This is a genomic window from Variovorax saccharolyticus (genome assembly GCF_030316765.1).
GTDB classification, from domain to species: domain Bacteria; phylum Pseudomonadota; class Gammaproteobacteria; order Burkholderiales; family Burkholderiaceae_C; genus Variovorax; species Variovorax saccharolyticus.
The window spans coordinates 128,590-149,690 of record NZ_JASZYT010000006.1 but is presented as its reverse complement, the minus strand read 5'-3'; the positions used below and the strand labels follow the sequence as shown (position 1 = coordinate 149,690).

Below are 21,101 nucleotides of genomic sequence, written 5' to 3'. Positions count from 1 at the left end.
CGGTGGAAGCCGGGCCGGCGAATCGGGACCGCGCTGGCGGGCTCGCCTACTTGGTCAGCCAGATGGCGTCTTCGACGCTCGAGAAGATGCCTTCGGGTGCCACCGGGATCTTGCCGCTGGAGGAGTCCTCGATGACGCGGCGCTTGATGTCCTCGAGTTCCTGGATGCTCTTGTGGTAGGACACCATGACCATCTGGCCGATCGGGCCGCCGATGCGGACATGGACCTCGGCATTGGTGCCGTAGGCCTTGTTGACTGCGGCGGCGCGGCCCTTGACGAATTCGAAAGCCTCGGCCTGCTTGCCGGGCAGCGGGGTTCCGATGCGGGTGAATACAACGCTCATGATCAATCCCTTTTTATGGCTGTGTGACGATACCGGCGGGGCGATGGATCCGTGACCGGATCGCGCCTCTGCCTCCCTGCAGCCGATCCGCAGAGGATCGACTACGGTGTAGCGTACGTTTGCCACTTCCCCGCGTGAACCGGTCGCCTTGATTCAAATCAAGCGATCCGGCGCCTGCGACCAAAGGAAAACCATGGGTGAATGCAACGCGAATGCAAACGTCGATCGCGCTGCCCGCCGCTTCACTGGATATTGACCGCCTCGACCTGCACCAGCAGCCGGACCTTGTCCTCGAAGCCGAAGGCCAGCCCCCAGCTGATGCCCCACTGGCTGCGCTCCACGGTGGTCTCGAAGTCGCCGCCGCAGATCTGGCGGTTGATCAGCGGGCTCAGGTAGCAGTTGAAGCGGTTGGCCTTGAGCAGCACGGGCCGTGACTGCCCCATCAGGGTCAGCGTGCCGTTGACCTGCGTGATCTTGTCGCCGCTGAAGTCGACCTTGTCGGCGACGAAGCGCGCGGTCGGAAACTCGGCGACGTTGAAGAAGTCCTTGCTCAGCAGGTGCCGGTTGAGCAGATCGACGCCGGTGTTGATGGAGCTGATGTCCATCGTGATGTCGATGCTGGCGCCGGTGCCCGACGGGTCGATCTTGACCATGCCGTCCTTGGTGCTGAAGCGGCCGCGGTTGGTGGTGGTGCCGTAGTGGCCCATCTCGTAGTTGACGAAGGTGTGGGTCGGGTCGACCACGTAGCTGGCACCCTTGACCGGGCCGCCGGCCGGCTTGGCCGCCGCTTCGGGCGCCTGCTGGGCGCCGGCCAGTGCCGCCGCGGTCGTCAGCGCGGCGAGTGTGAGCAGTTTTTTCATGACGAGGCTTTCGGATGAACGTGGGGAGACAGCGGCGGATTCACAGCGGACCGAGCCCGGCCAGCACCAGCTTGAAGCGGACCTGGACGTCGTCGGCGACCATCGAGGTGTCGGTCCATTCGCCGTCGCCGATCTTGTAGGCGAGGCGCTGGATCGTAAAGCTTCCGGTGGCGGTCGACTGGCCATTGGACTGCGCGATCTCGACCGGCACCAGCAGGTCCGTCGTGCTGCCCTTGATCGTCAGCCGGCCTGCGATCTCGAAGCGGCCGCCGCCGAGCGCCTTGATCGTGTTCGACTGGAACTCGGCCTTCGGGAAGCGGTGGCTGTCGAACCAGGCCGGCTTGGGCAGTTCGGCGTCGCTCTGCGGGATGCCCAGGCTGGCGCTGCCGACGTCGATCTGCAGTGCCACGCTGCCGCCTTCGGGCTTGCGCGGATCGAAGGCCACCTGGGCATCGAACTTCTTGAACGAGCCCTCCACCGGCACGCCCATCTGCCGGGTCACGAAGACGATCTGGCACAGGGCCGGCAGCAGCTTTGCGGCCGGGACCGGTTCGGCGCCCGCGGCGCCGGCGGCCAGGAGCATGGCCGCGCACAGCAGGTGGCGGCCCAGGGAGTGGAAATTCATGGGAAGCGATTTCGGCGGGTGAAGGGCGACATGCGGTCGAGCAGGCCGTCGCGATCGACCACCTGATGCTTCAAGGCGGCGGCCGCATGGACCGCCGCCGCAGCGGCGAGGCTGAAGGCCCCCGCGCGGTGCAGCGGCTTCAGCACCGACTCGGCGAACTCCTTGTCGACCGGCACGAAGTCCGGCAGCGGCAGCAGGCCGAGCCAGGCGATCGGGAAGCCCAGTGCCGAGCTGTAGGCCCAGCCCAGCAGCGGCACGGCGAAGAACAGCAGGTAGAGCAGCAGGTGCAGTCCGCGGTGCGCTTTCAGCTGCCAGCCGGGCATCGCCGACCGGATGCGCTCGGGCAGCGGCGGCGGCGCGTGCGACAGCCGCCACAGCAAGCGCAGCGCCGACAGCGCCAGGATCGTGATGCCGGCCCACTTGTGCCAGTTGTAGAGCTTGAGGCGCAGCGGCGAGAAAGGCAGCCCGGTCATCGACAGGCCGACGCCGAAAGAGGCCAGGATCATCAGCGCCAGCAGCCAATGCAGCGCGATCGCCACCCTCCCGTAGCGGGGCGCATCGGGGGCGTCGGCCAGGGGGGGCTGGGGCACGGCGGGCATGCTCAGAGCATAGGCGCTTCAGCGCTGCAACCGCAGCAGCAGGGCGCGCAGCGTGGCCGGCTGCACGGGCTTGCGCAGCGCCTGCCAGCCGCGATCGAGCGCCAGCTTCTGCGTCGCGTCGTCGATGTCGGCCGAGACCAGCGCGATGGCCAGCGACGGCCGCCGGCGCTGGAGCTCCTTCGCCAGCGCGATGCCGTCGATGTGGCCCGGCAGGCGGATGTCGCACAGCGCGATGTCGAAGGCTGCCAGGTCGGGCAGTGCCAGCGCCTCGGCGGCACTGCCGCAAACCCGCGGCCGCGCGCCCCACAGGCGCAGCAGCGCGGAGATGCTGTCGGCCACCACGGCGTTGTCCTCGACCACCAGCACGACCAGGCCCGGGCGCAGCGTCTGCGGCTCCGGCGCGGTCTCGGCGCCGGCCCCCGGCACCGGCGCCAGCGGCACGCCCTGCGGCGCCGCCGGCAGCTCGAAGGCGAACACCGAGCCGCGTCCCGGCGCCGAGCGCAGCGACATCTGGACGCCCAGGCGCAGGGCCAGCCGCCGCACGATCGCCAGCCCCAGCCCGTGGCCGCGCTGCAGGTTGCGCTCGATGTTGCCGACCTGCTCGAAGTCGCCGAACACGCGCTCCTGCGCTTCCGGTGCGATGCCGATGCCGGCGTCGCGGACCTCGATCCGCCAGGCCTCGCCGCGCCGGCGGCAGGCCAGCAGCACGCGGCCCCGGGGCGTGAACTTGAGCGCGTTGTCGACCAGGTTGCCGAGGATCCGGCGCAGCGCGACCAGGTCGGTCCAGACCACGGCGTCGGCCGGGCAGCGCACCCGCACCCGGCCGCTGCCGGCCTGCCGCGCGAATTCGGACAGCAGCGGCGCCAGGGCGACCGCCACCGGCGAGATCGGGTCGGCCGCGGCCTCGATGCGTCCGATCTCGAGCAGCTGGTTGGTGAGCCCTTCGAGCGCCTGCTGGGCCCTGGACAGCGCGGCGACCGTGCCCAGCACCGTGACCATGTCCTCGCCGGCGCTGAGCTGCTGGCGCAGCACCTCGGCCTGCAGGCCCATCGCCATCACCGGCTGGCGCAGGTCGTGGTTGGCGGCCGAGAAGAAGCGCAGCCGCTCGGCCTGGGCCTGCTGCGATTCGTGCAGGCCGGCCAGCGCCTGCTCGCGCAGGGCGCTCTCGTTGTGGCGCAGCCCGATGTTCTCCTCGAGCTGGCGCGCGCGCTCCGCCACCAGCTTCCAGACCATCGCCAGCAGGCCGATGCCCAGCAGCGACAGCACCGTCATGAGCGGCGCGCCGACGGTCAGGCCCATGGCGATGGTCGGCGCCAGCAGCAGCGTGATCGCGAGCCGCATGGCCGGCGTGTAGTAGGACACCGAGAAGGCCGAGGACAAGGTCATCGCCATCACCACCAGCCCGATCAGCAGCTGGGAGGTCGAATCCGCCGGATCGAACAGCAGGATGCCGGCCAGGCCATGGGCCCCTTCGTGCAGCGCGATGCGCAGCGTGTGCTCGCGCAGCGCGGGCTGCAGGTTGTCGGGGGTCAGCGGCGTCGGCAGACGCTGCGGGAAGAAGCCGCGGTAGGCGGTGGTCGCGGCGATCAGTGCGATCCAGGCCAGCGCGTGCGGCACCGAATAGCGCCAGGCGAACAGGCCCGCCACGCCGCAGTCGAGCAGGAACTGGAACAGCAGCACCGGTCCGCTGGGCTGGGCGCTGAGCCGCAGCACCTCGCAGCGGATGGCGAACCCGTCGGTGGTCGTGGCCCCCACGCTCCTCACTTCGTGTGTCGCTGCCCCCCGAGGGGGTTGCAGGCCGCCTTGGGGCGGCCCGGCGTCGGCCTGGGCCCCCACGCTCCTCGCTTCGTGTGTCGCTGCCCCCTGAGGGGGAGCAGGCCGACTTGGGGCGGCCCTGCGTCGGCCGGAGGCCTGGGGGCTTGCGGGTGTGGGCGGTGGGCTCATCGGCCGGTCCACTATAGAACAGCAAGCCGCCGCCGGGGGCCTTGTCGGGGCGACAATCGCGGGGTGAACGATCTCTCGCTTTTTCTCCCTTGCGCCGCCGGCGTCGAGGATTTCCTGGCGCAGGAAGTGCATGCGCTGACCGGCCGCGTGGGGCAGGACCTGCTCACCTTGCGCGGCGGCGTGCGGGTGCGCGCCGACTGGCGCGACGCGCTCAAGCTCAATCTCCACAGCCGGCTGGCCCAGCGCGTGCTGATCGAACTGGCGCACGCGCCGTACCGCAGCGAGAACGATCTCTACGCCATCGCCAGCGGTGTGGCCTGGGAGATCTGGTTCACCCCGAAGCAGACCTTCAAGATCGAGACCACGGCCCAGCACAGCCCGCTGCAGAGCCTCAACTTCGCCACCCTGCGCATCAAGGACGCGATCGCCGACCGCTTCCGCGCCAAGGCGGGCGGCGTTCGGCCCAGCATCGAGACGCAGTGGCCCGACTGCCGCGTCTTCGCGCACCTCACGACCGACACCTGCACGCTCTACATCGACACCTCGGGCGAGCCGCTGTTCAAGCGCGGCTGGCGGCAGGACAAGGGCGATGCGCCCTTGAAGGAAACCCTGGCCGCGGCAATGCTGGCGGCCAGCGGCTGGTGGAACCCCGAGACCGGCGCGGTGTCGGACGCGCCGCTGTACGACCCCTGCTGCGGCAGCGGCACGATCGCGATCGAGGCGGCGCAGATCGCCGCCGGCATCGCGGCCGGGTCGCTGCGGCGCTTCGGCTTCGAGAAGCTGCTGCCCTTCCAGGCCCATGTGTGGTCGGCGCTGAAAGCCGAGGCCGTGCCGCCTGCGGTGGAGCGGGCGCCGGTGATCTTCGGCTCCGACGTGTCGCACCGCATGGTCGATTTCGCCGAGCGGAATGCCGAGCGCGCGGGCGTTGCGGCCGCGATCCAGTTCCGCGGCGGCGATGCCCTGCAGCGCATGCCGCCGGCGGAATCCGGCGTGATCATGCTGAACCCGCCCTATGGCGAGCGCATCGAGGTCGGCGGCGTGGCGCGCGGCCGCGAGGAGGCGCAGACCGAGGACGGCGGCCAGTTCTTCGTCCAGCTGGCCTCCCACTGGAAGAAGAACTTCGCCGGCTGGACGGCCTGGATGCTCACGCCCGACCTGCAACTGCCCAAGCGCATGCGGCTGAAGGAATCGCGCCGCGTGCCGATGTGGAACGGCCCGATCGAATGCCGCCTGTTCCGCTTCGACATGGTGGCCGGCTCGGCGCGCGAACGCACGCCGCAGGCGGCGGCGCCGGGTCAGCCGTAGCGCTTGCGCGCCAGCGCGGCGCCTTCGGCCAGCGCCTGCAGCTTCTTCAGCGCGATGTCGCGGTCCATCGGCGCCATGCCGCAGTTGGTGCAGGGCAGCAGGCGCTGCCTGGGCACGTACTGCAAGGCCTGCCCGATGGTCTCGGCGACCTGCTCGGGCGTTTCGACCACATCGCTCGCCACGTCGATCACGCCGACCATCACGTCCTTGCCGTCCAGCAGCTTCATCAGTTCCGGCGGCACGTGCGAGTGGAAGCATTCCAGGCTGACCTGGTCGATGCGGCTCTTCGCGAGGGCGGGAAACACCTCTTCGTACTGCCGCCATTGCTCGCCGAGCGTCGCCTTCCAGTCCACGTTGGCCTGGATGCCGTAGCCATAGCAGATGTGGACGGCCGTGGTGCAGCCCAGGCCCTGCGCCGCGCGCTCCAGCGCCCGCACGCCCCAGTCGGCGGCGTCCTTCATGTAGACGTTGAAGGCCGGTTCGTCGAACTGGATGATGTCGACGCCGTCGGCCTGCAGCGCCAGCGCCTCCCGGTTGAGCAGCTCGGCGAAGGCCATCGCCAGCTTCACGCGGTCGCCGTAGTGGCGGTCGGCCACGGTGTCGACGATCGTCATCGGGCCGGGCAAGGTGAACTTGATGCGGCGCGCGGTGTGGGCGCGCAGCAGCCGCGCCTCGGCCGCGTGCACGCGGCCCTTCAGGCGCAGCGCGGACACCACCTGCGGCACCATCGCGTCGTAGCGGTTGTCGCGGATGCCCATCTTCACCTTGTGCTCGAAGTCGATGCCTTCGACCTGCTCCAGGAAGCCGTGCACGAAATGCTGGCGCGACTGCTCGCCATCGCCGATCACGTCCAGGCCCGCGTCCTCCTGCGCCTTGATCCACAGCAGCGTGGCGTCGGCCTTGGCCTGCGCGAGCTCGGCGCCCTCGGACTTCCATTGCGGCCACAGCTTGCGGGTCTCGGCCAGCCAGGCGGGCTTGGGCAGGCTGCCGGCGATGGTCGAACTGAAAAGTGGGTGGGTCATGCGCAAAACCTCCGCGAAACCAGGTCGCGAGCGTACGCCAACAACGCCCTTTCCGGCTCTGGCAGAGAATGCGCGCTTTCGTCATTCCCAATCGAGCACGCACATGGCAGACCTCTCCGCCTTCCCGATCACCAAGAAGTGGCCCGCAGTCCATCCCGACCGGCTGCAGCTGTATTCGCTGCCGACGCCCAATGGGGTGAAGGTCTCGATCCTGCTCGAAGAGACCGGTCTCGCCTACGAGCCGCACCTGGTCAGCTTCGAATCGGGCGACCAGACCTCGCCGGAATTCCTGTCGCTCAATCCGAACAACAAGATCCCGGCCATCCTCGACCCGAACGGTCCCGGCGGCGAGCCGCTGGCCTTGTTCGAGTCGGGCGCCATCCTGATCTACCTGGCCGACAAGACCGGCAAGTTCATTCCGCAGGACGCCGCGGGCCGCTACGAGACGATCCAGTGGCTGATGTTCCAGATGGGCGGCATCGGCCCGATGTTCGGCCAGCTCGGTTTCTTCAACAAGTTCGCCGGCAAGGACTACGAGGACAAGCGACCGCGCGACCGCTACGTGGCCGAATCGCGGCGCCTGCTCGGCGTGCTCGAGCAGCGCCTCGCCGGGCGCGCCTGGCTGATGGGCGATGCCTACACGATCGCCGACATCGCGACCTTCCCGTGGGTGCGCAACCTGATCGGCTTCTACGAGGCCGGCGACCTGGTGGGCATCGCCGATTTCCCGAACGTCAGGCGCGTGCTCGAGGCCTTCGTGAAGCGGCCCGCGGTGGTGGCGGGCCTCGGCATCCCGAAGCGTGGCTGAAGCGGTCCGGGGCCGGGCCGGCGTCGTCATCGACACCAACATCGCGCTCGACCTGCTGGTGTTCGAGGATCCCGGCCAGGAAGCGCTGACCGCGGCGCTGGCGAACGGCGAGCTGGAGTGGATCGCCACCGCGGCGATGCGCGACGAACTCGCGCGCGTGCTCGGCTACCCGCTGATCGCCCGGCGGCTGCAGTCCAGGGGCCTGCAGCCGGACGTCGTGCTGGCGGCCTGGGATGCCCGCACCCGTCGGGTCGAGGGTGTTCCGCCGCGAGCGCGCTTCGTCTGCAAGGACCCCGACGACCAGGTCTTCATCGACCTCGCGGTGGCGCACGGTGCCCGGTTGCTGAGCAAGGACCGCGCGGTGCTGGCGATGCGCAAGCGGCTGGCGTCCTGCGGCGTGCCGGTGTCGAAGGGCTGGGCCGCGCCTGGCCCCTAGTTCCCGTACCAGCGCCCGAGCAGGCTGGCCACCGCCCGCACGCGCTGCGTGTCGCGGCCCCAGCGCCGGCCCGAGGGCAGGTGGCGCAGCCAGCGCATGCGCCGCGCCGCGACCGCCAGCCGGTCGCGCACGTCGTCGCTGGCCTGGTCCAGCGCCTCGTGCCAGTGCGCGGCGGCCGCATGCGGCGAGGCGGCGTCGACCAGCATCGCGGTGGAGTGCAGGTAGCTGAGCCAGTCGCGCGCCTGGCATTCGGCCAGCGGCAGGGTCTCGCCCGGGTCGTCCTCGAAATCGATGTAGCCGATGCTGCCGTCGGGGCACTGCACGAGATTGCGGTCGAAGGCCTGGCTCAGGTAGGTCTGGCGCGCATGCACGAGCGCGATCGCGGCCAGGCCTTCGCGCCAGGTCGCCAGCAGCGCGACCGGGCCGGCGGCCGCCGCCTGGTCGAGCCGCTCCTGCAGCACCACCGGGGGCCGCCCGCTCTGCCCGAGGTCGGAGATCAGCAGCCCGTCGGCCTGCTGGGCCAGCACCACCGGCACGCGCAGGCCGGCGGCGCCGAGCTGCCGCAGCCGCTCGGCCTCGATCGCGATCGCCGCCTCGCCACCCGGATTCGGCACCGGCTTCAGCACGTCCAGCCGCAGGGTGCCGGCGATCGCCGCCAGCAGGTGGTAGCGCAGCTTGCCGTGGCGCGGCCCGGCCTTCTTGAGCCAGACGCGCTCGCTGCCGAAGCGATGGCTGGCCACCGCCTTGCTCTGCTGCGGCAGCGTGACGCGCAGGAAGTCGGCGTAGTCGGCCGGCTGGGCGGGCGTGCCCGGCTCCAGCGGCGCCGGTGCCGACGCCAGGCCTTTTCGCATCTGGACGCGCGTGGAGGCGCCTCGTCGGGCTGGATTCATAGGGCCAGGGGCTGGAAGCTTCGCGCGCTGGCCAGCGGCCAGTAGGTGCGGAAGACGTTGTGCTGGTCGTCGAGCGGCCCGAGCAGGGCGCCGGGCTGCACCTGCATCACCAGGTTGCTGAGCAGCCGCACCTCGGTGTCGGAGATGCGCCGCACGATGTGGTGGGCCGTGATCTGCTGCGGATGGTCGAGCCCGGCGGCCTGCACCAGTTCCTGCAGCGCGTGCAGCGTGCTGCGGTGGAAGTTGCGCACCCGGTCGGCCTTGGTCGGCACCACCAGCGCCTGCTGGCGCACCGGGTCCTGGGTGGTCACGCCGGTCGGGCAGAAGCCGGTGTGGCAGGCCTGGGCCTGGATGCAGCCCAGCGACATCATGAAGCCGCGCGCCGCGTTGCACCAGTCGGCGCCCAGCGCCATCATGCGTGCCAGGTCGAAGGCGGTGATCACCTTGCCGGCGCAGCCGATCTTGATGCGCTCGCGCAGGCCGACGCCGATCAGCGTGTTGTGCACCAGCAGCAGGCCCTCCTGCAGCGGCGCGCCGACGTGGTCGCTGAACTCCACCGGCGCCGCGCCGGTGCCGCCCTCGGCGCCGTCGATCACGATGAAGTCGGGCGTCAGGCCGGTCTGCTGCATCGCCTTGACGATCGCGAACCATTCCCAGGGGTGGCCGAGGCAGAACTTGAAGCCGCAGGGCTTGCCGCCGGACAGCACGCGCAGCCGGGCGATGAAATGCATCATCTCGACCGGCGTCGAGAAGGCGCTGTGGGAGGACGGCGAGATGCAGTCCACGCCCACCGGCACGCCGCGCGCGGCGGCGATCTCGGCCGTCACCTTGGGCGCCGGCAGCACGCCGCCGTGGCCGGGCTTGGCGCCCTGGCTCAGCTTGATCTCGATCATCTTCACCTGCGGGTCGCGCGCGTTGGCGATGAAGCGCTCCTCGCTGAAGGAGCCGTCGTCGTTGCGGCAGCCGAAATAGCCCGAGCCGATCTCCCAGATCAGGTCGCCGCCGTGCACGCGGTGGTGCGAGGAGATCGAGCCCTCGCCGGTGTCGTGCGCGAAGCCGCCGAGGCGGGCGCCCTGGTTCAAGGCCAGGATCGCGTTGGCCGACAGTGCGCCGAAGCTCATCGCCGAGATGTTGAACACGCTGGCGCTGTAGGGCTGGGTGCAGATCTCGCCGGCGGGCGAGGCCGGATTCGGCGTGCCGCCGATCACGATGCGGAAATCGTGGTCGGCCAGCCGGGTCGGGCGCATCGAGTGGTTGATCCACTCGTAGCCCGACAGCGAGACGTCGAGCTGGGTGCCGAAGGGCCGGTTGTCGGGCTCGCCCTTGCTGCGCTGGTAGACCAGCGAGCGCTGGGCGCGCGAGAACGGCGCCGCCTCGGCGTCGCTCTCGATGAAGTACTGGCGCAGTTCGGGGCGGATGTATTCGAGCAGGAAGCGCAGATGACCGATGACCGGGTAGTTGCGCAGGATGGCATGGCGGGTTTGCCGCAGATCGTGGACGCCGGTACCGGCGAGCAGGCCGAAGACGGCCAGGGCGATCCACCCGCTCCAGCGTTCCGGCGCCGCCAGGACCGCCGCCAGGCTCGCGGCCAGGGCGGCCACCGACAGCGCGAACGCGGTGTAGCGCGCCGGGAACGGCGCAAACGTCGAAATCGAAATGGTGAGTCTCCGGGAAGCTTGCTGCATCATAGAGGGCTGCCCTTTAAACCCCATGACCACTCCGCCCGCCACCCCGACCCCCGCACAGCCCGAGCAGGCCCCGCTCGGCCCCGACGATTTCGACGCCCAGGACCAGGTCCTCGACGCCCTGCGCGAGCAGGACGACGAGACGCCGCAGTGGGAATTCTGCGAGGGCTTCATGGCCGCGCTGGTCTGCACCCGGCGGCCGATCGAGCCGGCCGAATACTGGCCGGTGCTGCTGGGCGAGGGCTTCGTGCCGGCGCAGCACATGGAATTCGTCTGGCGCTGGAAGCGGCGCTGGCACGAGATCGAGACCGGCCTCGACGCCGACGTGGAGTCGCTCGACGACGAGCGCACCTGGCAGCCCGAGGTGCTCGACACCCGCGGCGCGATCGCGGCGCTGCCCGAAGAGGAGCGCGCCGAGATGGCCGGCGAGGCGATCCCCTCCTTCGCCCAGGTCTGGGCGCTGGGCTTCATGTATGCGGTCGAGAATTGGCCCGACGACTGGGCGCCGCCGCGCGACAAGGAGGCGGCGCAGATGCTCGACGAGGCGCTCGACGCCATCGTCACGCTGACCGAGGACGACACCGGCAAGCCGGCGCTCTCGATGTACGCCGAGGACGGCCCGCCCAGCGTCAGCCAGCAGCGCGTGGACGACTTCGGCGCCGCGATCTGGGCCGTGTACGACCTGCGCCAGTTGTGGCGCAGCATGGGGCCGCGCGTCGAGACGATCCGCAAGGAAGCGACGCCGGGCCGCAACGACCCCTGCCCCTGCGGCAGCGGCAAGAAGTACAAGAAGTGCCACGGGATCTGATGGCTCGCCCCCAGGTTGGCTCACTTCGTGTAGCCGCCCACCCCCTGCCGGGGGCAACACCAGCGGCCTGGCGAAGCCAGTTCCGCGGTGTTCCACCAACGGGCCTGGCTGCGCCGGCCGGGGCCGTTTGTCGCCGTTCCTGGTGCTGGCATCGCCTTCGATCTGCGGGGCCAGCGGCTTGAGCACCGGATCGTCGGCGTTGTCGGCGCGCGCCGCCTGGGCCATGGTGCTGGCCCTGTGCACCGCCTTCGCGCTCAGCCAGGCCTACCGCACCGTCGGGGCGATCATGGCCAGCCAGCTGCAGGCCGAGTTCAGGCTCTCGGCCCAGGCGCTTGGCATCTTCTCGGCCGCCTTCCATTTCTCCTTCGGTGCGATGCAGCTCTTCATGGGCATCGGCATCGACCTGCACGGCGTGCGCCGCACCGTGCTGACCGCCTTTCCGCTCGCGATCGTCGGCGCCCTGCTGTCCGCGGCCTCCAAGGACTACACGCTGCTGGTGGCCGGCCAGGTGCTGATCGGCGTCGGCTGCGCGCCGGCCTTCCTGGTCTGCACGGTGTTCATCGCGCGCCATTTCCCGGCCGCGCGCTTCGCTTCGGTGTCGGGCCTGGTGCTGGGCATCGGCGGCGTCGGCATGCTGATCACCGGCACGCCGCTCGCATGGCTGGTGCAGGAGCACTCCTGGCGCATGGGCTTCGTCGTGCTCGCCGCGGTCTCGGTGCTGGCCTGGCTGGCGATCTGGCACTGGGTGCGCGAGCCGGCGCGCCCGGGCGGCCAGCCGCGCGAGTCGGCGCTCGCGGCGCTGCGCCAGTTCGGCGCGCTGTTCGCGCTGCCGCACACGCTCGGCATCCTGGTGCTCGGGGCCGTGACCTACGCGGCCTTCATCTCGCTGCGCGGGCTCTGGCTCGGGCCGCTGCTGATCGAGCGCCACGGCTACACGCTGGTGCAAAGCGGCAACGTCGCGCTGATCGTCTCGGTGATCTCGCTGGTCGGCCCGCCGCTGTTCGGCCGGCTCGACCGCGAGGGCCCGGTGCGGCGGCGCCGCATCATCGGCTGCAGCCTGGCCTACGCTGCGCTGTTCGCCGCGATCGGCTTCTTCACCGAGGCCTGGGTCGACGTCGGCGGCACGATCGCGATCGGGCTGCTTTCGGGCTTCATCGTCTGGCAGTACGCCGACGTGCGGGCCGCCTATCCAGCGGCGATCACGGGCCGTGCGATGGCGGTCTTCACGATGGCCATGTTCCTCGGCGTGGCCCTGATGCAGTGGGTCACGGGCGTCGCGGCATCCATCGCGGTGGCGCATGGCGCGGAGCCCTTCACCGCGGTGCTGGGGACCATCGCCGCCCTGTTGCTGGCTGCGACCGTCGGCTTCGCGATGCTTCCGGCACCGGCACCCGCGCCGCGGCCGGAGCGGGTGTCTTCGTAGCGGTGATCGATCGGAGGGGGTGATGAAGATTGCAGTCATGGGCGCCGGCGCGGTCGGCTGCTACTACGGCGCGATGCTCGCGCGGCAGGGCCATGAGGTCGTGCTGATCGGGCGTGCGCTGCATGTCGATGCCGTGCTGGGCCAGGGGCTGCGGCTCGAGACCGCGGACTTCGACCAACGGATCAAGCTGGCGGCCAGCACCGAGGCGAGCGCGGCGAAGGGCGCCGAACTGGTGCTGTTCTGCGTCAAGTCGACCGACACCGAGGCCGCCGGCGCACTGCTCGCGCCGTGGCTCGCGCCGCAGACGCTGGTGCTGTGCCTGCAGAACGGGGTCGACAACGCCGACCGCCTGCGCGGCGTGCTGCCGCAGGAGGTGGCGGCGGCGGTGGTCTACGTTGCGACCGAGATGGCCGGGCCGGGCCACGTGAAGCATCACGGGCGCGGCGAACTCGTGATCGAGCCGTCGTCCGGCAGCGGCGCGCTGGCGCAGGCGCTGGCCGAGGCCGGGGTCCCGGTCGAGATCTCGGACAACGTGCGCGGCGCGCTGTGGGCCAAGCTGATCCTCAATTGCGCCTACAACGCCCTGTCGGCCATCACGCAACTGCCCTACGGCAGGATCGTCGCCGGGGTCGGCGTGGCCGAGGTGCTGCGCGACATCGTGGCCGAGTGCGTCGCGGTCGCCGAGGCCGATGGCGTGCGGCTGCCGGCCGGTCTGGACATCGCGGTGCGCCGCATCGCCGAGACCATGCCGACGCAGTATTCGTCCACGGCGCAGGACCTGGCGCGCGGCCGGGCGAGCGAGATCGACCACCTGAACGGCTACATCCTCCAGCGCGGCGCGCTGCTGGGCGTGGCGACGCCGGTCAACCGCGTGCTGCACACGCTGGTCAGGCTGCTGGAGCGAAAGAACGACGAGGCAAAATTCAAGACATGACCGAAAACACGCCCCTTCCCCCGCTGCCCGACCACCTGTCGATCGACCCGCGCAGCCCGCACCACGTCGCCGCCGTCTTCGAGCGCGACATCGGCATCCGCTTCAACGGCAAGGACCGTTCCGACGTCGAGGAATACTGCATCAGCGAAGGCTGGATCAAGGTGCCCGCGGGCCGCACGCTGGACCGCAAGGGCAAGCCGCTGCTGATCAAGCTCAAGGGCAAGGTCGAGGTCTTCTATCAGGACTGAGCTCTGCGCCCTGGCCCTGGCGCTGCTCGCCGTCGGCTGTGTGTCGCGCCCGGTGCCGCGCGTGACCCGGCTCGGCGATGGCGTCTTCAAGTCGCCCACCGTGCAGGATGCCGAGGCCTACTGCCGCAGCTTCGGCGCCCCGATGCGCTTCCTGGACGGCGCGGGAGCGGGCGCTCCGACGGGCGAGCTCAGCTACCGCTGCGATTGACCGCCCGGCCTCGTCAGATCTTGAATGCCCGTTGCACGTCCGGGCGCACCAGGTCGGCGTAGTCGCGGTGCTTGCGGATGTAGCCGGCGATGAACTGGCAGACCGGGATCACGTGCTTGCCGTCGGTCCGGGCCTCGTCGAGCACGTGCCGGGCAAGCGCCGATCCCACGCCCTTGCCTTCGAAGGCCTCGAGCACCTCGGTGTGGGTGAACATGATGGCCTCGCTCAGCAGGTTGTATTCGCAGTAGCCCGCGAGCTGGCCCTCGATGCGTGCCTCATAGCGGTGCTCGGCTGGGTTGTTGGCGATCGTGATGTCGGTCATGGATTGGGGTCCGTCGGGGTTCAGGGGTTGCGGGCAAGAAAAGCCTGGAGGTTCGCCGCCGCGGTGGCGCGCACCTTGTTCTTGAGGATCGGCGACCAGCCCAGCAGCAGGCCGGGCGCGCCCAGGGCCTGGCGCGACCAGCGCCAGAAGTCGAAGCGGTCGCGCTGGGTGGCGATCAGGCCTTCGGGTGTGAAGGTGAAGCGCGAGTCGATCGCGTTGTCGACGATGCGGCCCGTGGCGCTGAAGAGATAGTGCGCGTCCCAGTGCGCCTTGCCGCTGGCGGCATCGGCCTCGACGTCGCGGTAGCTGAGCTTCCAGACCGAGGCGCCCTTGGCCCGGGTGCCGCTGCAAAGCATCTTCCACATGCCGCCGACTTCGCGCGCGCCGCGCAGCGAGAAGGCCTCGTCGTCGAAGCTCGCATCCGGCGCATAGCAGGCGGCCATGGTGTCGGCGTCGAGCCGGGCGAAGGCGTCGTAGAAGCGCCGCAAGGTCTGTTCATTTTGCATGCGGCATCCTAATGGCTCAGGCCCCGCGCACCATCTCGACCAGCGCCTGCAGCGCGTAGTGGACCGTGGCCGCGCGCACCGCGGCGCGGTCGCCGTCGAAGCGCCGGCGCTCGGTGCGTGTGCGGCCATCGACCGACCAGCCGAACCAGACGGTGCCGACCGGTTTCTCGGCCGACCCGCCCGCAGGCCCGGCGACGCCGGTGACCGCGACCGAGGCCTGGGCCCGCGAGCGGGCGACCGCGCCTTCGGCCATCGCCCGGGCCACCGGCTCGCTGACCGCGCCATGGGCCTCGATCAGCGTGGCGTCGACGCCGAGCAGCTCGCTCTTGGCTTCGTTCGAATAGGTCACGAAGCCGCGCTCGAACCAGACGCTGGAGCCCGCGAGGTCGGTGCAGGCGCCGGCGATCAGGCCGCCGGTGCAGCTTTCGGCCGTGGCCATCATCCAGCCCTTCTGCGGCAGCGACTCGGCCAGCTGAAGCACCAGCGCTGGAACGTCGAGGTCGGAAAGAGGAGGCGGGTTGTCGTTCATCGGGTTCACCATGCGCGCCAGGCGGCGATCACCAGCAGCGTACAGAAGGCCGCCACCAAGTCGTCGAACAGGATGCCGAAGCCCGCCGCGCGCCAGCGTACCGTGCCGTCGGGTTCCTCGCGCGGCTTGAAGAGCCGGTCTGCCCAGCCCACCGGGCCCGGCTTGGCGGCATCGAAGAAGCGGAACAGGCCGAAGGCGACGAGCTGCGCCAGCAGGCCGCCCGGCAGCACCAGCCAGAGCACGATCCAGAAGGCGACCACCTCGTCCCAGACGATGGCGCCGGGATCGGCCACCCGCATGTGGCGGGCGGTCACGGTGCAGGCCCACCAGCCGATCGGGAGCGAGGCGAGGATCACCCAGCCGATCGTGGCGCTCGACAGCCAGCGCTCCATCACGAGGAACGCGACCCAGGCCCAGAGCGTGCCGACGGTGCCGGGCGCGCGGCGCGGCAGCCCGGAGCCGAAGCCCAGGGCGATCAGGTGCGCCGGATGCGCGAACAGGAAGCGCAGCGTGGGGCGGAACGGGACGGCGGGGAAGGGAGGAGCGGGGTCGGCTTGCATCAGACCGCAGTGTCGCGCATCTTCGGCGCCGCTTCGGCGACCGGCGTGATGCGATAGACGCAGCGGCGGGCGCCGGCGATCAGGTGCTCCTCGCGGCGCAGCCGGCCCGCCGGGCCGGCGACTTCGCGGAAGACCTCGAGTTCGGAGCGGCAGAAGCCCTGACAGGCCTCGGCGGCGGCGCAGATCGGGCAGTGGTCCTCGATCAGGAGCCAGTCCGTGCCGTCCGCCTCGAGCCGCGCCATGTAGCCTTCCTCGTCGCGCAGCGCCGCGAGCTTGCGCAGGCGCGGCTCCAGCTCCGGCAAGTCGCGGCAGGCCGCCAGGTAGGCGCTGCGGGCGGTGTCCTCGCGCCGGGCGATCAGCTGCTCGAGCCCGGCTTCGCCGAACACCTCGCGCACCGTGTCGATCAGGGCGCGCGTGAGTTCGGCGTGCCGATCGGGAAAGCGCGCATGGCCGCTGGCGCTCAGCGTCCAGGCCTGGCTCGGCCGCCCGACGCCCGAGGAGCTCTCGACCGTTCCGCGCACCAGCCCGGCCTCGAGCAGCTTGTGCACCTGCTGGCGCACCGCTTCCGTGGTGGTGTGCAGCGAGGCGGCCAGCGCGGCGGTCGGCATCGGGCCGCGGCTCTTGAGCAGCAGCAGGATGCGATCGGCGGTGGAACTCGGCGTCATTTCCAAGAGTTTACTTGTCTAATTGCGTTGCGCTGTTAATATGCAAGCGATTGCTTTGATAAATTGCTGCCTGGAGCCAGCCCATCCGATGACCGCCCTTTCTTCCGCTGCCGTCCCGCTTCGCCCCGCCTCCTGGGGCGAACTCTTCTCGGGGCGCAACGCCTGGCGGGCCATCGCGGTGACCGGGGGCGTGGCGCTGCACGCGATCAACGTGCACATCGTCACCACGGTGCTGCCTTCCGTGGTGCAGGACATCGGCGGCGTTGCCTGGTATGCGTGGAACACGACGCTGTTCGTGGCGGCCTCGATCCTCGGCGCGTCGCTGTCGGTGCGCCTGCTGCAGCAGTTCGGTCCGCGACCCACCTACCTTGCGGCGCTGGGCGTCTTCGTGCTGGGCAGCATCGGCTGCGCGACGGCGCCGGCCATGGGCTGGATGCTGGCCGGGCGCACCGTGCAAGGGCTCGGCGGCGGCGTGCTGGCGGCCTTGGGCTATGCGCTGATCCGCCTGATGTTCGAGGCCCGCCTGTGGCCGCGCGCGGTCGCGCTGGTGTCGGGCATGTGGGGCGTCGCCACGCTGTGCGGGCCGGCGGTCGGCGGCGTCTTCGCCCAGCTCGGACACTGGCGCTTCGCCTTCTGGACGCTGCTCCCGGTGGCCCTGGCGCAGGCGCTGATCGTCAGCGTCCAGCTGCCGGCCCGGAGCCGCGCTGAACAGGATGCGCCCCGCGTGGCCCTGCCGATCGGCCAGATCCTGCTGCTGATCGCCTCGGCCCTCAGCGTGGCGACCGCGAGCCTGTTCGACACGCTGGCGGCGCAGCTCGGCATGGTGGTCTTCGGCCTCGCACTGGGCCTGCTGCTGGCCCGGATCGACCGCCGGGCCGCCGTCCGCCTGCTGCCCACCGGCGCCTGTGCACCCTTCACCGCCTTCGGTGCGATCTATGCCAGCGTGGCGCTGCTGCTGATCGGCACCGACACGGAAATCTTCGTGCCCTATTTCCTGCAGACGCTGCACGGCCACTCGCCCTTGGCTGCCGGCTACCTCACGGCCGCGATGGCCGGCGGCTGGAGCATCGCGTCGCTGCTGTCAGCAGGCCGCACCGGGCCGGGCGCCGATCGCATGCTGCGGCTGGGGCCGGTGATCAGCATGGCCGGCCTGATCGGACTGCTGCTGCTGGTGCCGGTGCTGCGTTTCACGCCGGCCATGCAGACGCTCGGGATCGGCCTCGCGCTGGCCTGCACGGGCTTCGGCGTCGGCATGGGCTGGCCGCATCTGCTGACCCGGGTGCTGACGCTGGCGCCGGCCGGTGAAGAGAATCTGGCCTCGGCCTCGATCACGACCGTGCAGCTCTACGGCATGGCGATCGGTGCTGCTGTCGCGGGCCTGGTGGCGAATGCGGCGGGCTTGACCGAGCCTGGCGGACTGGCCGGCGCCGAGTCGGCGGCGACCTGGCTGTTCGGCAGCTTTGCGCTGGCGCCGGCGCTGGCGGCCGTGCTGGCCCGGCGCTACGTTGCGGCGCGGCGCTGAGCCGCGCGGGCCGTCGAAGGCTCAGGCCGGCTGGAAATGCTGGCTGATGCGGCGGGCCACGGCCTGGGGCGTGTTGCGCAGCGCATCGACCGCGCAGGCGCCCAGGAACAGGCCGTCGAACTTGAGTTCCACCTGGGCGAAATAGCGGCCCAGCGACTCGCCCGCATCGCGCAGGCAATGGTCCAGCGCGGCGAAGCTGCGGCTTTCCTCCTGCACCGAGCCGCCCTGGGCGCTGATGCGGTGGCAGTACGCGTTCGGTCCGACGCGTTGGATGTCGATCAGGGGCTTCATTCGGCGGACAGGGTCGGTGGATCGTCAAGAAACAGCTTGAATCCCTGCATGGTCGCGCCAAGCCCGGGTGGGGTAAATAGTCCATTTGGACCGGTCCGACTTCGCGCAGAATTGTTGCCATATGTTGCCGGCCCGAATTCTCCTCATCGACGACCATGTGCTGTTCCGCTGCGGCCTGCGCATGGTGCTCGCCTCGGGCATTCCCGAGCTCGAGGTGGCGGAGGCGGGTTCGCTCGAGGAAGGCCTGCGCGCCGGCATGGATTCGCCCGCGCTGGTGCTGCTCGACATCCAGCTCCACGGGCTCAACGGCCTCGAGGGCATCGCGCTGGTCAGGCGCAAGTGGCCCGATGCGGTGGTGGTCATCCTGTCGTCCGACGCCACGCCGCACAACGTGCGCATGGCGCTGGAGCGCGGCGCCGCGGCCTTCGTCTCGAAGGCGGACAGCGCCGACAACATCCTGGCCCTGATCGAGCGGCTGCGCCGTGGCGAGCCCGCCAGCCCTGCCGGCCAGGCACCGGACGCCGAGGGTGTCGCGGCCCCCCAGCTGCTGACGCCGCGCCAGTTCGAGGTGCTGGACCTGCTGTGCCAGGGGCTGCCCAACAAGGTCATCGGCCGCCGCCTGGGGCTGTCGGAGAACACGGTGCGGGGCCACGTGCAGGCGGTGCTGGCGGCGCTCCAGGTGTCCAGCCGCTCGGAGGCCGGCTTCGCGGCGCGCCGCAGGGGGCTGGTCGCCTGATGCACAAGCTCCTGCGCCTGGCCGATGGGCGCACGCTGGTCGAGCAGCTGCGGCTGCAGCTCGGCAACGTCGGCAGCTCGGTGGGCCCGACGATCGGCGTCGCGCTGCTGCTGGTCTGGGTGCTCGCCAACGACAGCAATGCGCTGGCGCTGCGGCTCTGGGCCGGCAGCGTGATCCTGATGAAGCTGTATTGCGCCCGCGATGCGCGCCGCACGCTGGCCTCCGGGATCTCGTTCGAGCGCGCGCCGCGGCTGGTGTGGCGGCAGATCGTCCTCAATGCCATCGATGCGGCCGTCTGGGGGGCGCTGGCCTGGGTCGCGCTCGGCGGCGCCTCGGTCGCCGGCAGCATCCTCGTGATCGCGGTGCTGGCGGGCGTGGCCGGCAGCTCGATGTCCTCGCTGTCGCCGGTGCTGCCGGTGTTCGTGGTCTTCGGCGCGGTCGAGCTGGCGGTGGTGGCGGCCAAGCTGGTGCTGCTGGGCGACCCGGCCTACAACGCGCTCGGCGTGGCCGGGCTCCTGTACATCGCCACCTTGCTCGGCCAGGCGCGCAACAGCGCCCGGGCCGCGCGCGCGGCGATCGACCTGCGCTTCGAGAACCTCGAGCTGATCGAGCGTCTGCGCGTCGAGACCGGCCATGCGCAGGCGGCGCAGCTCAAGGCCGACCAGGCCAACCTGGCCAAGTCCAAGTTCCTCGCCGCCGCCAGCCACGACCTGCGCCAGCCGATCCATGCGCAGGGCCTGTTCCTCGAGGTGCTGGCCCGCAGCAAGCTGTCGGCCTCGCAGTACGACGCCCTGGCCAATGCCCGCTCCACCTGGCAGGCCTCGGCCGAGATGCTCGACACGCTGCTCGACTTCTCGCGCATCGAGGCCGGCGTGGTCGAGCCGCAGCTGCAGGACTTCCAGCTGCAGCCGCTGCTGAACCGGATCGAGAACGAGCTCGCGCCCCAGGCCGATGCCAAGGGGATCGTCTACCGCTCGCGCGAAACCCATGGGGCGGTGCGCTCCGACCCGGCGCTGGTGGCGCTGATCCTGCGCAACCTGGTGTCGAACGCGATCCGCTACACCGACAGCGGCGGCGTGCTGGTGGCCTGCCGCGCGCGCGGCCGCGAGCTGCTGCTGGAGGTCTGGGACACCGGCATCGGCATCGCGCCGACGCAGCACAGCGAGATCTTTCGGGAGTTCCATCAGCTCGGCAACGCCGAGCGCGACCGGCGCAAGGGACTGGGGCTGGGCCTGGCGATCGCGCAGGGCCTGGCGCGCGCGCTGGGCCATCCGCTGTCGCTGGTGTCGGAGCCCGGGCGCGGCAGCGTCTTCAGGCTGGCGCTGCCGATGGCGCAGGCGGGCGTGGCCAGCGGCGGCCTGGAGGCGGCGGCCGGGCATGCGCGCGTGTTCGACGTGCGGGTGCTGGTGATCGACGACGACGAAGCGGTGCGCGCCGGCATGCAGCAGCTGCTGACCGCCTGGGGCTGCGAATGCGACGTCGCCGATTCGATCGAGGAGGCCCAGGCGCTGGCCCGCGCCCATCCGCCGGGCCTGGTCATCAGCGACTACCGGCTGCGCGAACTGCGCACCGGCGCCGAGGCGATCGCGGCACTGCGCGCCGAGTTCGGCGCCCGGTTGCCGGCGCTGCTGATCACCGGCGACACCGCGCCCCAGCGGCTGCGCGAAGCCCGTGCCAGCGGCGTGCCGCTGCTGCACAAGCCGGTGTCGCCGAACGAGCTGTATCGGGGCCTGACCTGCGTCTTGAACGACCTGGAGATCGATTCGGCTTTTGCGGTGCTGGAGGCGGTGCCGGTGGAGAACAGGCGCCGGGCCTGATCCCCCTGAACCCGC

Annotated in this window: 25 protein-coding genes; 11 read left to right on the top strand and 14 right to left on the bottom strand. The window is 70.7% G+C overall.

What is annotated here, in order from left to right; genetic code table 11:
• Nucleotides 1-46: 46 nt before the first annotated feature.
• The 5 genes from QTI45_RS19255 to QTI45_RS19235 form a co-directional block, all read right to left on the bottom strand.
• Entirely contained in the window at nucleotides 47-343 is a 297-nt protein-coding gene (locus QTI45_RS19255) for a hypothetical protein (RefSeq protein WP_286372042.1), read from the bottom strand.
• Between the two features lie 242 nt (nucleotides 344-585).
• A complete protein-coding gene (locus QTI45_RS19250; protein ID WP_286372041.1) occupies nucleotides 586-1,203 on the bottom strand; it encodes a YceI family protein in 618 nt (205 codons plus the stop codon).
• Nucleotides 1,204-1,243: 40 nt separating this feature from the next.
• On the bottom strand, nucleotides 1,244-1,828 hold the full coding sequence (locus QTI45_RS19245; protein WP_286655533.1) for a YceI family protein: 585 nt from the start codon (nucleotides 1,826-1,828) through the stop codon (nucleotides 1,244-1,246).
• Nucleotides 1,825-2,427 (bottom strand): cytochrome b, encoded by a 603-nt coding sequence (locus QTI45_RS19240; protein WP_444813291.1) that lies wholly within the window; start codon nucleotides 2,425-2,427, stop codon nucleotides 1,825-1,827. Before QTI45_RS19240 ends, QTI45_RS19245 begins: the two co-directional genes overlap by 4 nt.
• A gap of 18 nt (nucleotides 2,428-2,445) precedes the next feature.
• Complete coding sequence (locus QTI45_RS19235) at nucleotides 2,446-4,182, bottom strand: ATP-binding response regulator (protein ID WP_286372038.1); 1,737 nt, start codon at nucleotides 4,180-4,182, stop codon at nucleotides 2,446-2,448.
• Between the two features lie 252 nt (nucleotides 4,183-4,434).
• Here QTI45_RS19235 and QTI45_RS19230 point away from each other — a divergent pair, with 252 nt between their 5' ends.
• Nucleotides 4,435-5,676 (top strand): THUMP domain-containing class I SAM-dependent RNA methyltransferase, encoded by a 1,242-nt coding sequence (locus QTI45_RS19230; protein ID WP_286372037.1) that lies wholly within the window; start codon nucleotides 4,435-4,437, stop codon nucleotides 5,674-5,676.
• On the opposite strand, the gene QTI45_RS19225 is transcribed toward QTI45_RS19230, so the two are convergent.
• Entirely contained in the window at nucleotides 5,667-6,698 is a 1,032-nt protein-coding gene (locus tag QTI45_RS19225; RefSeq protein ID WP_286372036.1) for a methionine synthase, read from the bottom strand. The two genes, QTI45_RS19230 and QTI45_RS19225, sit on opposite strands and share 10 nt — an antisense overlap.
• 103 nt (nucleotides 6,699-6,801) lie before the next feature.
• Here QTI45_RS19225 and QTI45_RS19220 point away from each other — a divergent pair, with 103 nt between their 5' ends.
• Both QTI45_RS19220 and QTI45_RS19215 read left to right on the top strand, forming a co-directional pair.
• Entirely contained in the window at nucleotides 6,802-7,506 is a 705-nt protein-coding gene (locus tag QTI45_RS19220; protein WP_286372035.1) for a glutathione S-transferase N-terminal domain-containing protein, read from the top strand.
• Nucleotides 7,499-7,942: a putative toxin-antitoxin system toxin component, PIN family gene (locus QTI45_RS19215; RefSeq protein WP_286372034.1), complete on the top strand. Its 444-nt coding sequence runs from the start codon at nucleotides 7,499-7,501 to the stop codon at nucleotides 7,940-7,942. Before QTI45_RS19220 ends, QTI45_RS19215 begins: the two co-directional genes overlap by 8 nt.
• On the opposite strand, the gene QTI45_RS19210 is transcribed toward QTI45_RS19215, so the two are convergent.
• On the bottom strand, nucleotides 7,939-8,832 hold the full coding sequence (locus QTI45_RS19210; protein ID WP_444813184.1) for a BUD32 family EKC/KEOPS complex subunit: 894 nt from the start codon (nucleotides 8,830-8,832) through the stop codon (nucleotides 7,939-7,941). The two genes, QTI45_RS19215 and QTI45_RS19210, sit on opposite strands and share 4 nt — an antisense overlap.
• Complete coding sequence (locus QTI45_RS19205; RefSeq protein ID WP_286372032.1) at nucleotides 8,829-10,517, bottom strand: FMN-binding glutamate synthase family protein; 1,689 nt, start codon at nucleotides 10,515-10,517, stop codon at nucleotides 8,829-8,831. Before QTI45_RS19205 ends, QTI45_RS19210 begins: the two co-directional genes overlap by 4 nt.
• A 25-nt stretch (nucleotides 10,518-10,542) precedes the next feature.
• Here QTI45_RS19205 and QTI45_RS19200 point away from each other — a divergent pair, with 25 nt between their 5' ends.
• The 5 genes from QTI45_RS19200 (at nucleotide 10,543) to QTI45_RS19180 (ending at nucleotide 14,138) form a co-directional block, all read left to right on the top strand.
• A complete protein-coding gene (locus tag QTI45_RS19200) occupies nucleotides 10,543-11,325 on the top strand; it encodes a UPF0149 family protein (protein ID WP_286372031.1) in 783 nt (260 codons plus the stop codon).
• A gap of 223 nt (nucleotides 11,326-11,548) precedes the next feature.
• Nucleotides 11,549-12,748 (top strand): MFS transporter, encoded by a 1,200-nt coding sequence (locus tag QTI45_RS19195; protein WP_286372115.1) that lies wholly within the window; start codon nucleotides 11,549-11,551, stop codon nucleotides 12,746-12,748.
• A 22-nt stretch (nucleotides 12,749-12,770) separates the two neighbouring features.
• Nucleotides 12,771-13,682: a ketopantoate reductase family protein gene (locus QTI45_RS19190; protein WP_286372030.1), complete on the top strand. Its 912-nt coding sequence runs from the start codon at nucleotides 12,771-12,773 to the stop codon at nucleotides 13,680-13,682.
• Nucleotides 13,679-13,930, top strand: a complete 252-nt coding sequence (locus tag QTI45_RS19185; protein ID WP_286372029.1) for a DUF3297 family protein — start codon at nucleotides 13,679-13,681, stop codon at nucleotides 13,928-13,930. The genes QTI45_RS19190 and QTI45_RS19185 overlap by 4 nt, the downstream gene beginning before the upstream one ends.
• Nucleotides 13,931-13,991: 61 nt before the next feature.
• Nucleotides 13,992-14,138, top strand: coding sequence for a hypothetical protein (locus tag QTI45_RS19180; RefSeq protein ID WP_286372028.1), 147 nt, complete (start codon nucleotides 13,992-13,994; stop codon nucleotides 14,136-14,138).
• A 13-nt stretch (nucleotides 14,139-14,151) separates the two neighbouring features.
• Here QTI45_RS19180 and QTI45_RS19175 read toward each other — a convergent pair whose 3' ends face one another.
• Genes QTI45_RS19175 through QTI45_RS19155 form a run of 5 tightly spaced genes read right to left on the bottom strand, consistent with a single transcriptional unit; the run spans nucleotide 14,152 to nucleotide 16,720 of the window.
• Complete coding sequence (locus QTI45_RS19175; RefSeq protein WP_286372027.1) at nucleotides 14,152-14,460, bottom strand: GNAT family N-acetyltransferase; 309 nt, start codon at nucleotides 14,458-14,460, stop codon at nucleotides 14,152-14,154.
• Nucleotides 14,461-14,480: 20 nt separating this feature from the next.
• On the bottom strand, nucleotides 14,481-14,966 hold the full coding sequence (locus QTI45_RS19170) for a nuclear transport factor 2 family protein (protein WP_286372026.1): 486 nt from the start codon (nucleotides 14,964-14,966) through the stop codon (nucleotides 14,481-14,483).
• Between the two features lie 16 nt (nucleotides 14,967-14,982).
• Nucleotides 14,983-15,495: a CinA family protein gene (locus QTI45_RS19165; RefSeq protein WP_286655531.1), complete on the bottom strand. Its 513-nt coding sequence runs from the start codon at nucleotides 15,493-15,495 to the stop codon at nucleotides 14,983-14,985.
• Nucleotides 15,496-15,500: 5 nt separating this feature from the next.
• Nucleotides 15,501-16,055: a phosphatidylglycerophosphatase A family protein gene (locus tag QTI45_RS19160; protein ID WP_286372024.1), complete on the bottom strand. Its 555-nt coding sequence runs from the start codon at nucleotides 16,053-16,055 to the stop codon at nucleotides 15,501-15,503.
• Nucleotides 16,055-16,720 (bottom strand): helix-turn-helix transcriptional regulator, encoded by a 666-nt coding sequence (locus QTI45_RS19155; RefSeq protein ID WP_286655530.1) that lies wholly within the window; start codon nucleotides 16,718-16,720, stop codon nucleotides 16,055-16,057. Before QTI45_RS19155 ends, QTI45_RS19160 begins: the two co-directional genes overlap by 1 nt.
• An 88-nt stretch (nucleotides 16,721-16,808) precedes the next feature.
• On the opposite strand from QTI45_RS19155, the gene QTI45_RS19150 reads away from it, so the two are divergent.
• Nucleotides 16,809-18,242 carry an MFS transporter gene (locus QTI45_RS19150; protein ID WP_286372022.1) on the top strand — a complete coding sequence of 478 codons (1,434 nt, stop codon included), beginning with the start codon at nucleotides 16,809-16,811 and terminating at the stop codon, nucleotides 18,240-18,242.
• A gap of 21 nt (nucleotides 18,243-18,263) precedes the next feature.
• Here QTI45_RS19150 and QTI45_RS19145 read toward each other — a convergent pair whose 3' ends face one another.
• Complete coding sequence (locus tag QTI45_RS19145) at nucleotides 18,264-18,533, bottom strand: hypothetical protein (RefSeq protein WP_286372021.1); 270 nt, start codon at nucleotides 18,531-18,533, stop codon at nucleotides 18,264-18,266.
• 121 nt (nucleotides 18,534-18,654) lie between these two features.
• On the opposite strand from QTI45_RS19145, the gene QTI45_RS19140 reads away from it, so the two are divergent.
• Together QTI45_RS19140 and QTI45_RS19135 are read left to right on the top strand one after the other, a co-directional pair.
• Nucleotides 18,655-19,269 (top strand): response regulator, encoded by a 615-nt coding sequence (locus QTI45_RS19140; RefSeq protein WP_286372020.1) that lies wholly within the window; start codon nucleotides 18,655-18,657, stop codon nucleotides 19,267-19,269.
• Nucleotides 19,269-21,086, top strand: a complete 1,818-nt coding sequence (locus QTI45_RS19135) for an ATP-binding protein (RefSeq protein ID WP_286372019.1) — start codon at nucleotides 19,269-19,271, stop codon at nucleotides 21,084-21,086. Before QTI45_RS19140 ends, QTI45_RS19135 begins: the two co-directional genes overlap by 1 nt.
• Nucleotides 21,087-21,101: the final 15 nt, after the last annotated feature.

Coding starts and splice junctions, on each gene's coding strand:
- QTI45_RS19255 (WP_286372042.1), bottom strand. CDS start 343: ATGAGCGTTGTATTCACCCGCATCGGAACCCCGCTGCCCGGCAAGCAG.
- QTI45_RS19250 (WP_286372041.1), bottom strand. CDS start 1,203: ATGAAAAAACTGCTCACACTCGCCGCGCTGACGACCGCGGCGGCACTG.
- QTI45_RS19245 (WP_286655533.1), bottom strand. CDS start 1,828: ATGAATTTCCACTCCCTGGGCCGCCACCTGCTGTGCGCGGCCATGCTC.
- QTI45_RS19240 (WP_444813291.1), bottom strand. CDS start 2,427: ATGCCCGCCGTGCCCCAGCCCCCCCTGGCCGACGCCCCCGATGCGCCC.
- QTI45_RS19225 (WP_286372036.1), bottom strand. CDS start 6,698: ATGACCCACCCACTTTTCAGTTCGACCATCGCCGGCAGCCTGCCCAAG.
- QTI45_RS19220 (WP_286372035.1), top strand. CDS start 6,802: ATGGCAGACCTCTCCGCCTTCCCGATCACCAAGAAGTGGCCCGCAGTC.
- QTI45_RS19210 (WP_444813184.1), bottom strand. CDS start 8,832: ATGAATCCAGCCCGACGAGGCGCCTCCACGCGCGTCCAGATGCGAAAA.
- QTI45_RS19205 (WP_286372032.1), bottom strand. CDS start 10,517: ATGCAGCAAGCTTCCCGGAGACTCACCATTTCGATTTCGACGTTTGCG.
- QTI45_RS19200 (WP_286372031.1), top strand. CDS start 10,543: ATGACCACTCCGCCCGCCACCCCGACCCCCGCACAGCCCGAGCAGGCC.
- QTI45_RS19195 (WP_286372115.1), top strand. CDS start 11,549: ATGGTGCTGGCCCTGTGCACCGCCTTCGCGCTCAGCCAGGCCTACCGC.
- QTI45_RS19190 (WP_286372030.1), top strand. CDS start 12,771: ATGAAGATTGCAGTCATGGGCGCCGGCGCGGTCGGCTGCTACTACGGC.
- QTI45_RS19185 (WP_286372029.1), top strand. CDS start 13,679: ATGACCGAAAACACGCCCCTTCCCCCGCTGCCCGACCACCTGTCGATC.
- QTI45_RS19175 (WP_286372027.1), bottom strand. CDS start 14,460: ATGACCGACATCACGATCGCCAACAACCCAGCCGAGCACCGCTATGAG.
- QTI45_RS19170 (WP_286372026.1), bottom strand. CDS start 14,966: ATGCAAAATGAACAGACCTTGCGGCGCTTCTACGACGCCTTCGCCCGG.
- QTI45_RS19165 (WP_286655531.1), bottom strand. CDS start 15,495: ATGAACGACAACCCGCCTCCTCTTTCCGACCTCGACGTTCCAGCGCTG.
- QTI45_RS19160 (WP_286372024.1), bottom strand. CDS start 16,055: ATGCAAGCCGACCCCGCTCCTCCCTTCCCCGCCGTCCCGTTCCGCCCC.
- QTI45_RS19155 (WP_286655530.1), bottom strand. CDS start 16,720: ATGACGCCGAGTTCCACCGCCGATCGCATCCTGCTGCTGCTCAAGAGC.
- QTI45_RS19150 (WP_286372022.1), top strand. CDS start 16,809: ATGACCGCCCTTTCTTCCGCTGCCGTCCCGCTTCGCCCCGCCTCCTGG.
- QTI45_RS19145 (WP_286372021.1), bottom strand. CDS start 18,533: ATGAAGCCCCTGATCGACATCCAACGCGTCGGACCGAACGCGTACTGC.
- QTI45_RS19140 (WP_286372020.1), top strand. CDS start 18,655: ATGTTGCCGGCCCGAATTCTCCTCATCGACGACCATGTGCTGTTCCGC.
- QTI45_RS19135 (WP_286372019.1), top strand. CDS start 19,269: ATGCACAAGCTCCTGCGCCTGGCCGATGGGCGCACGCTGGTCGAGCAG.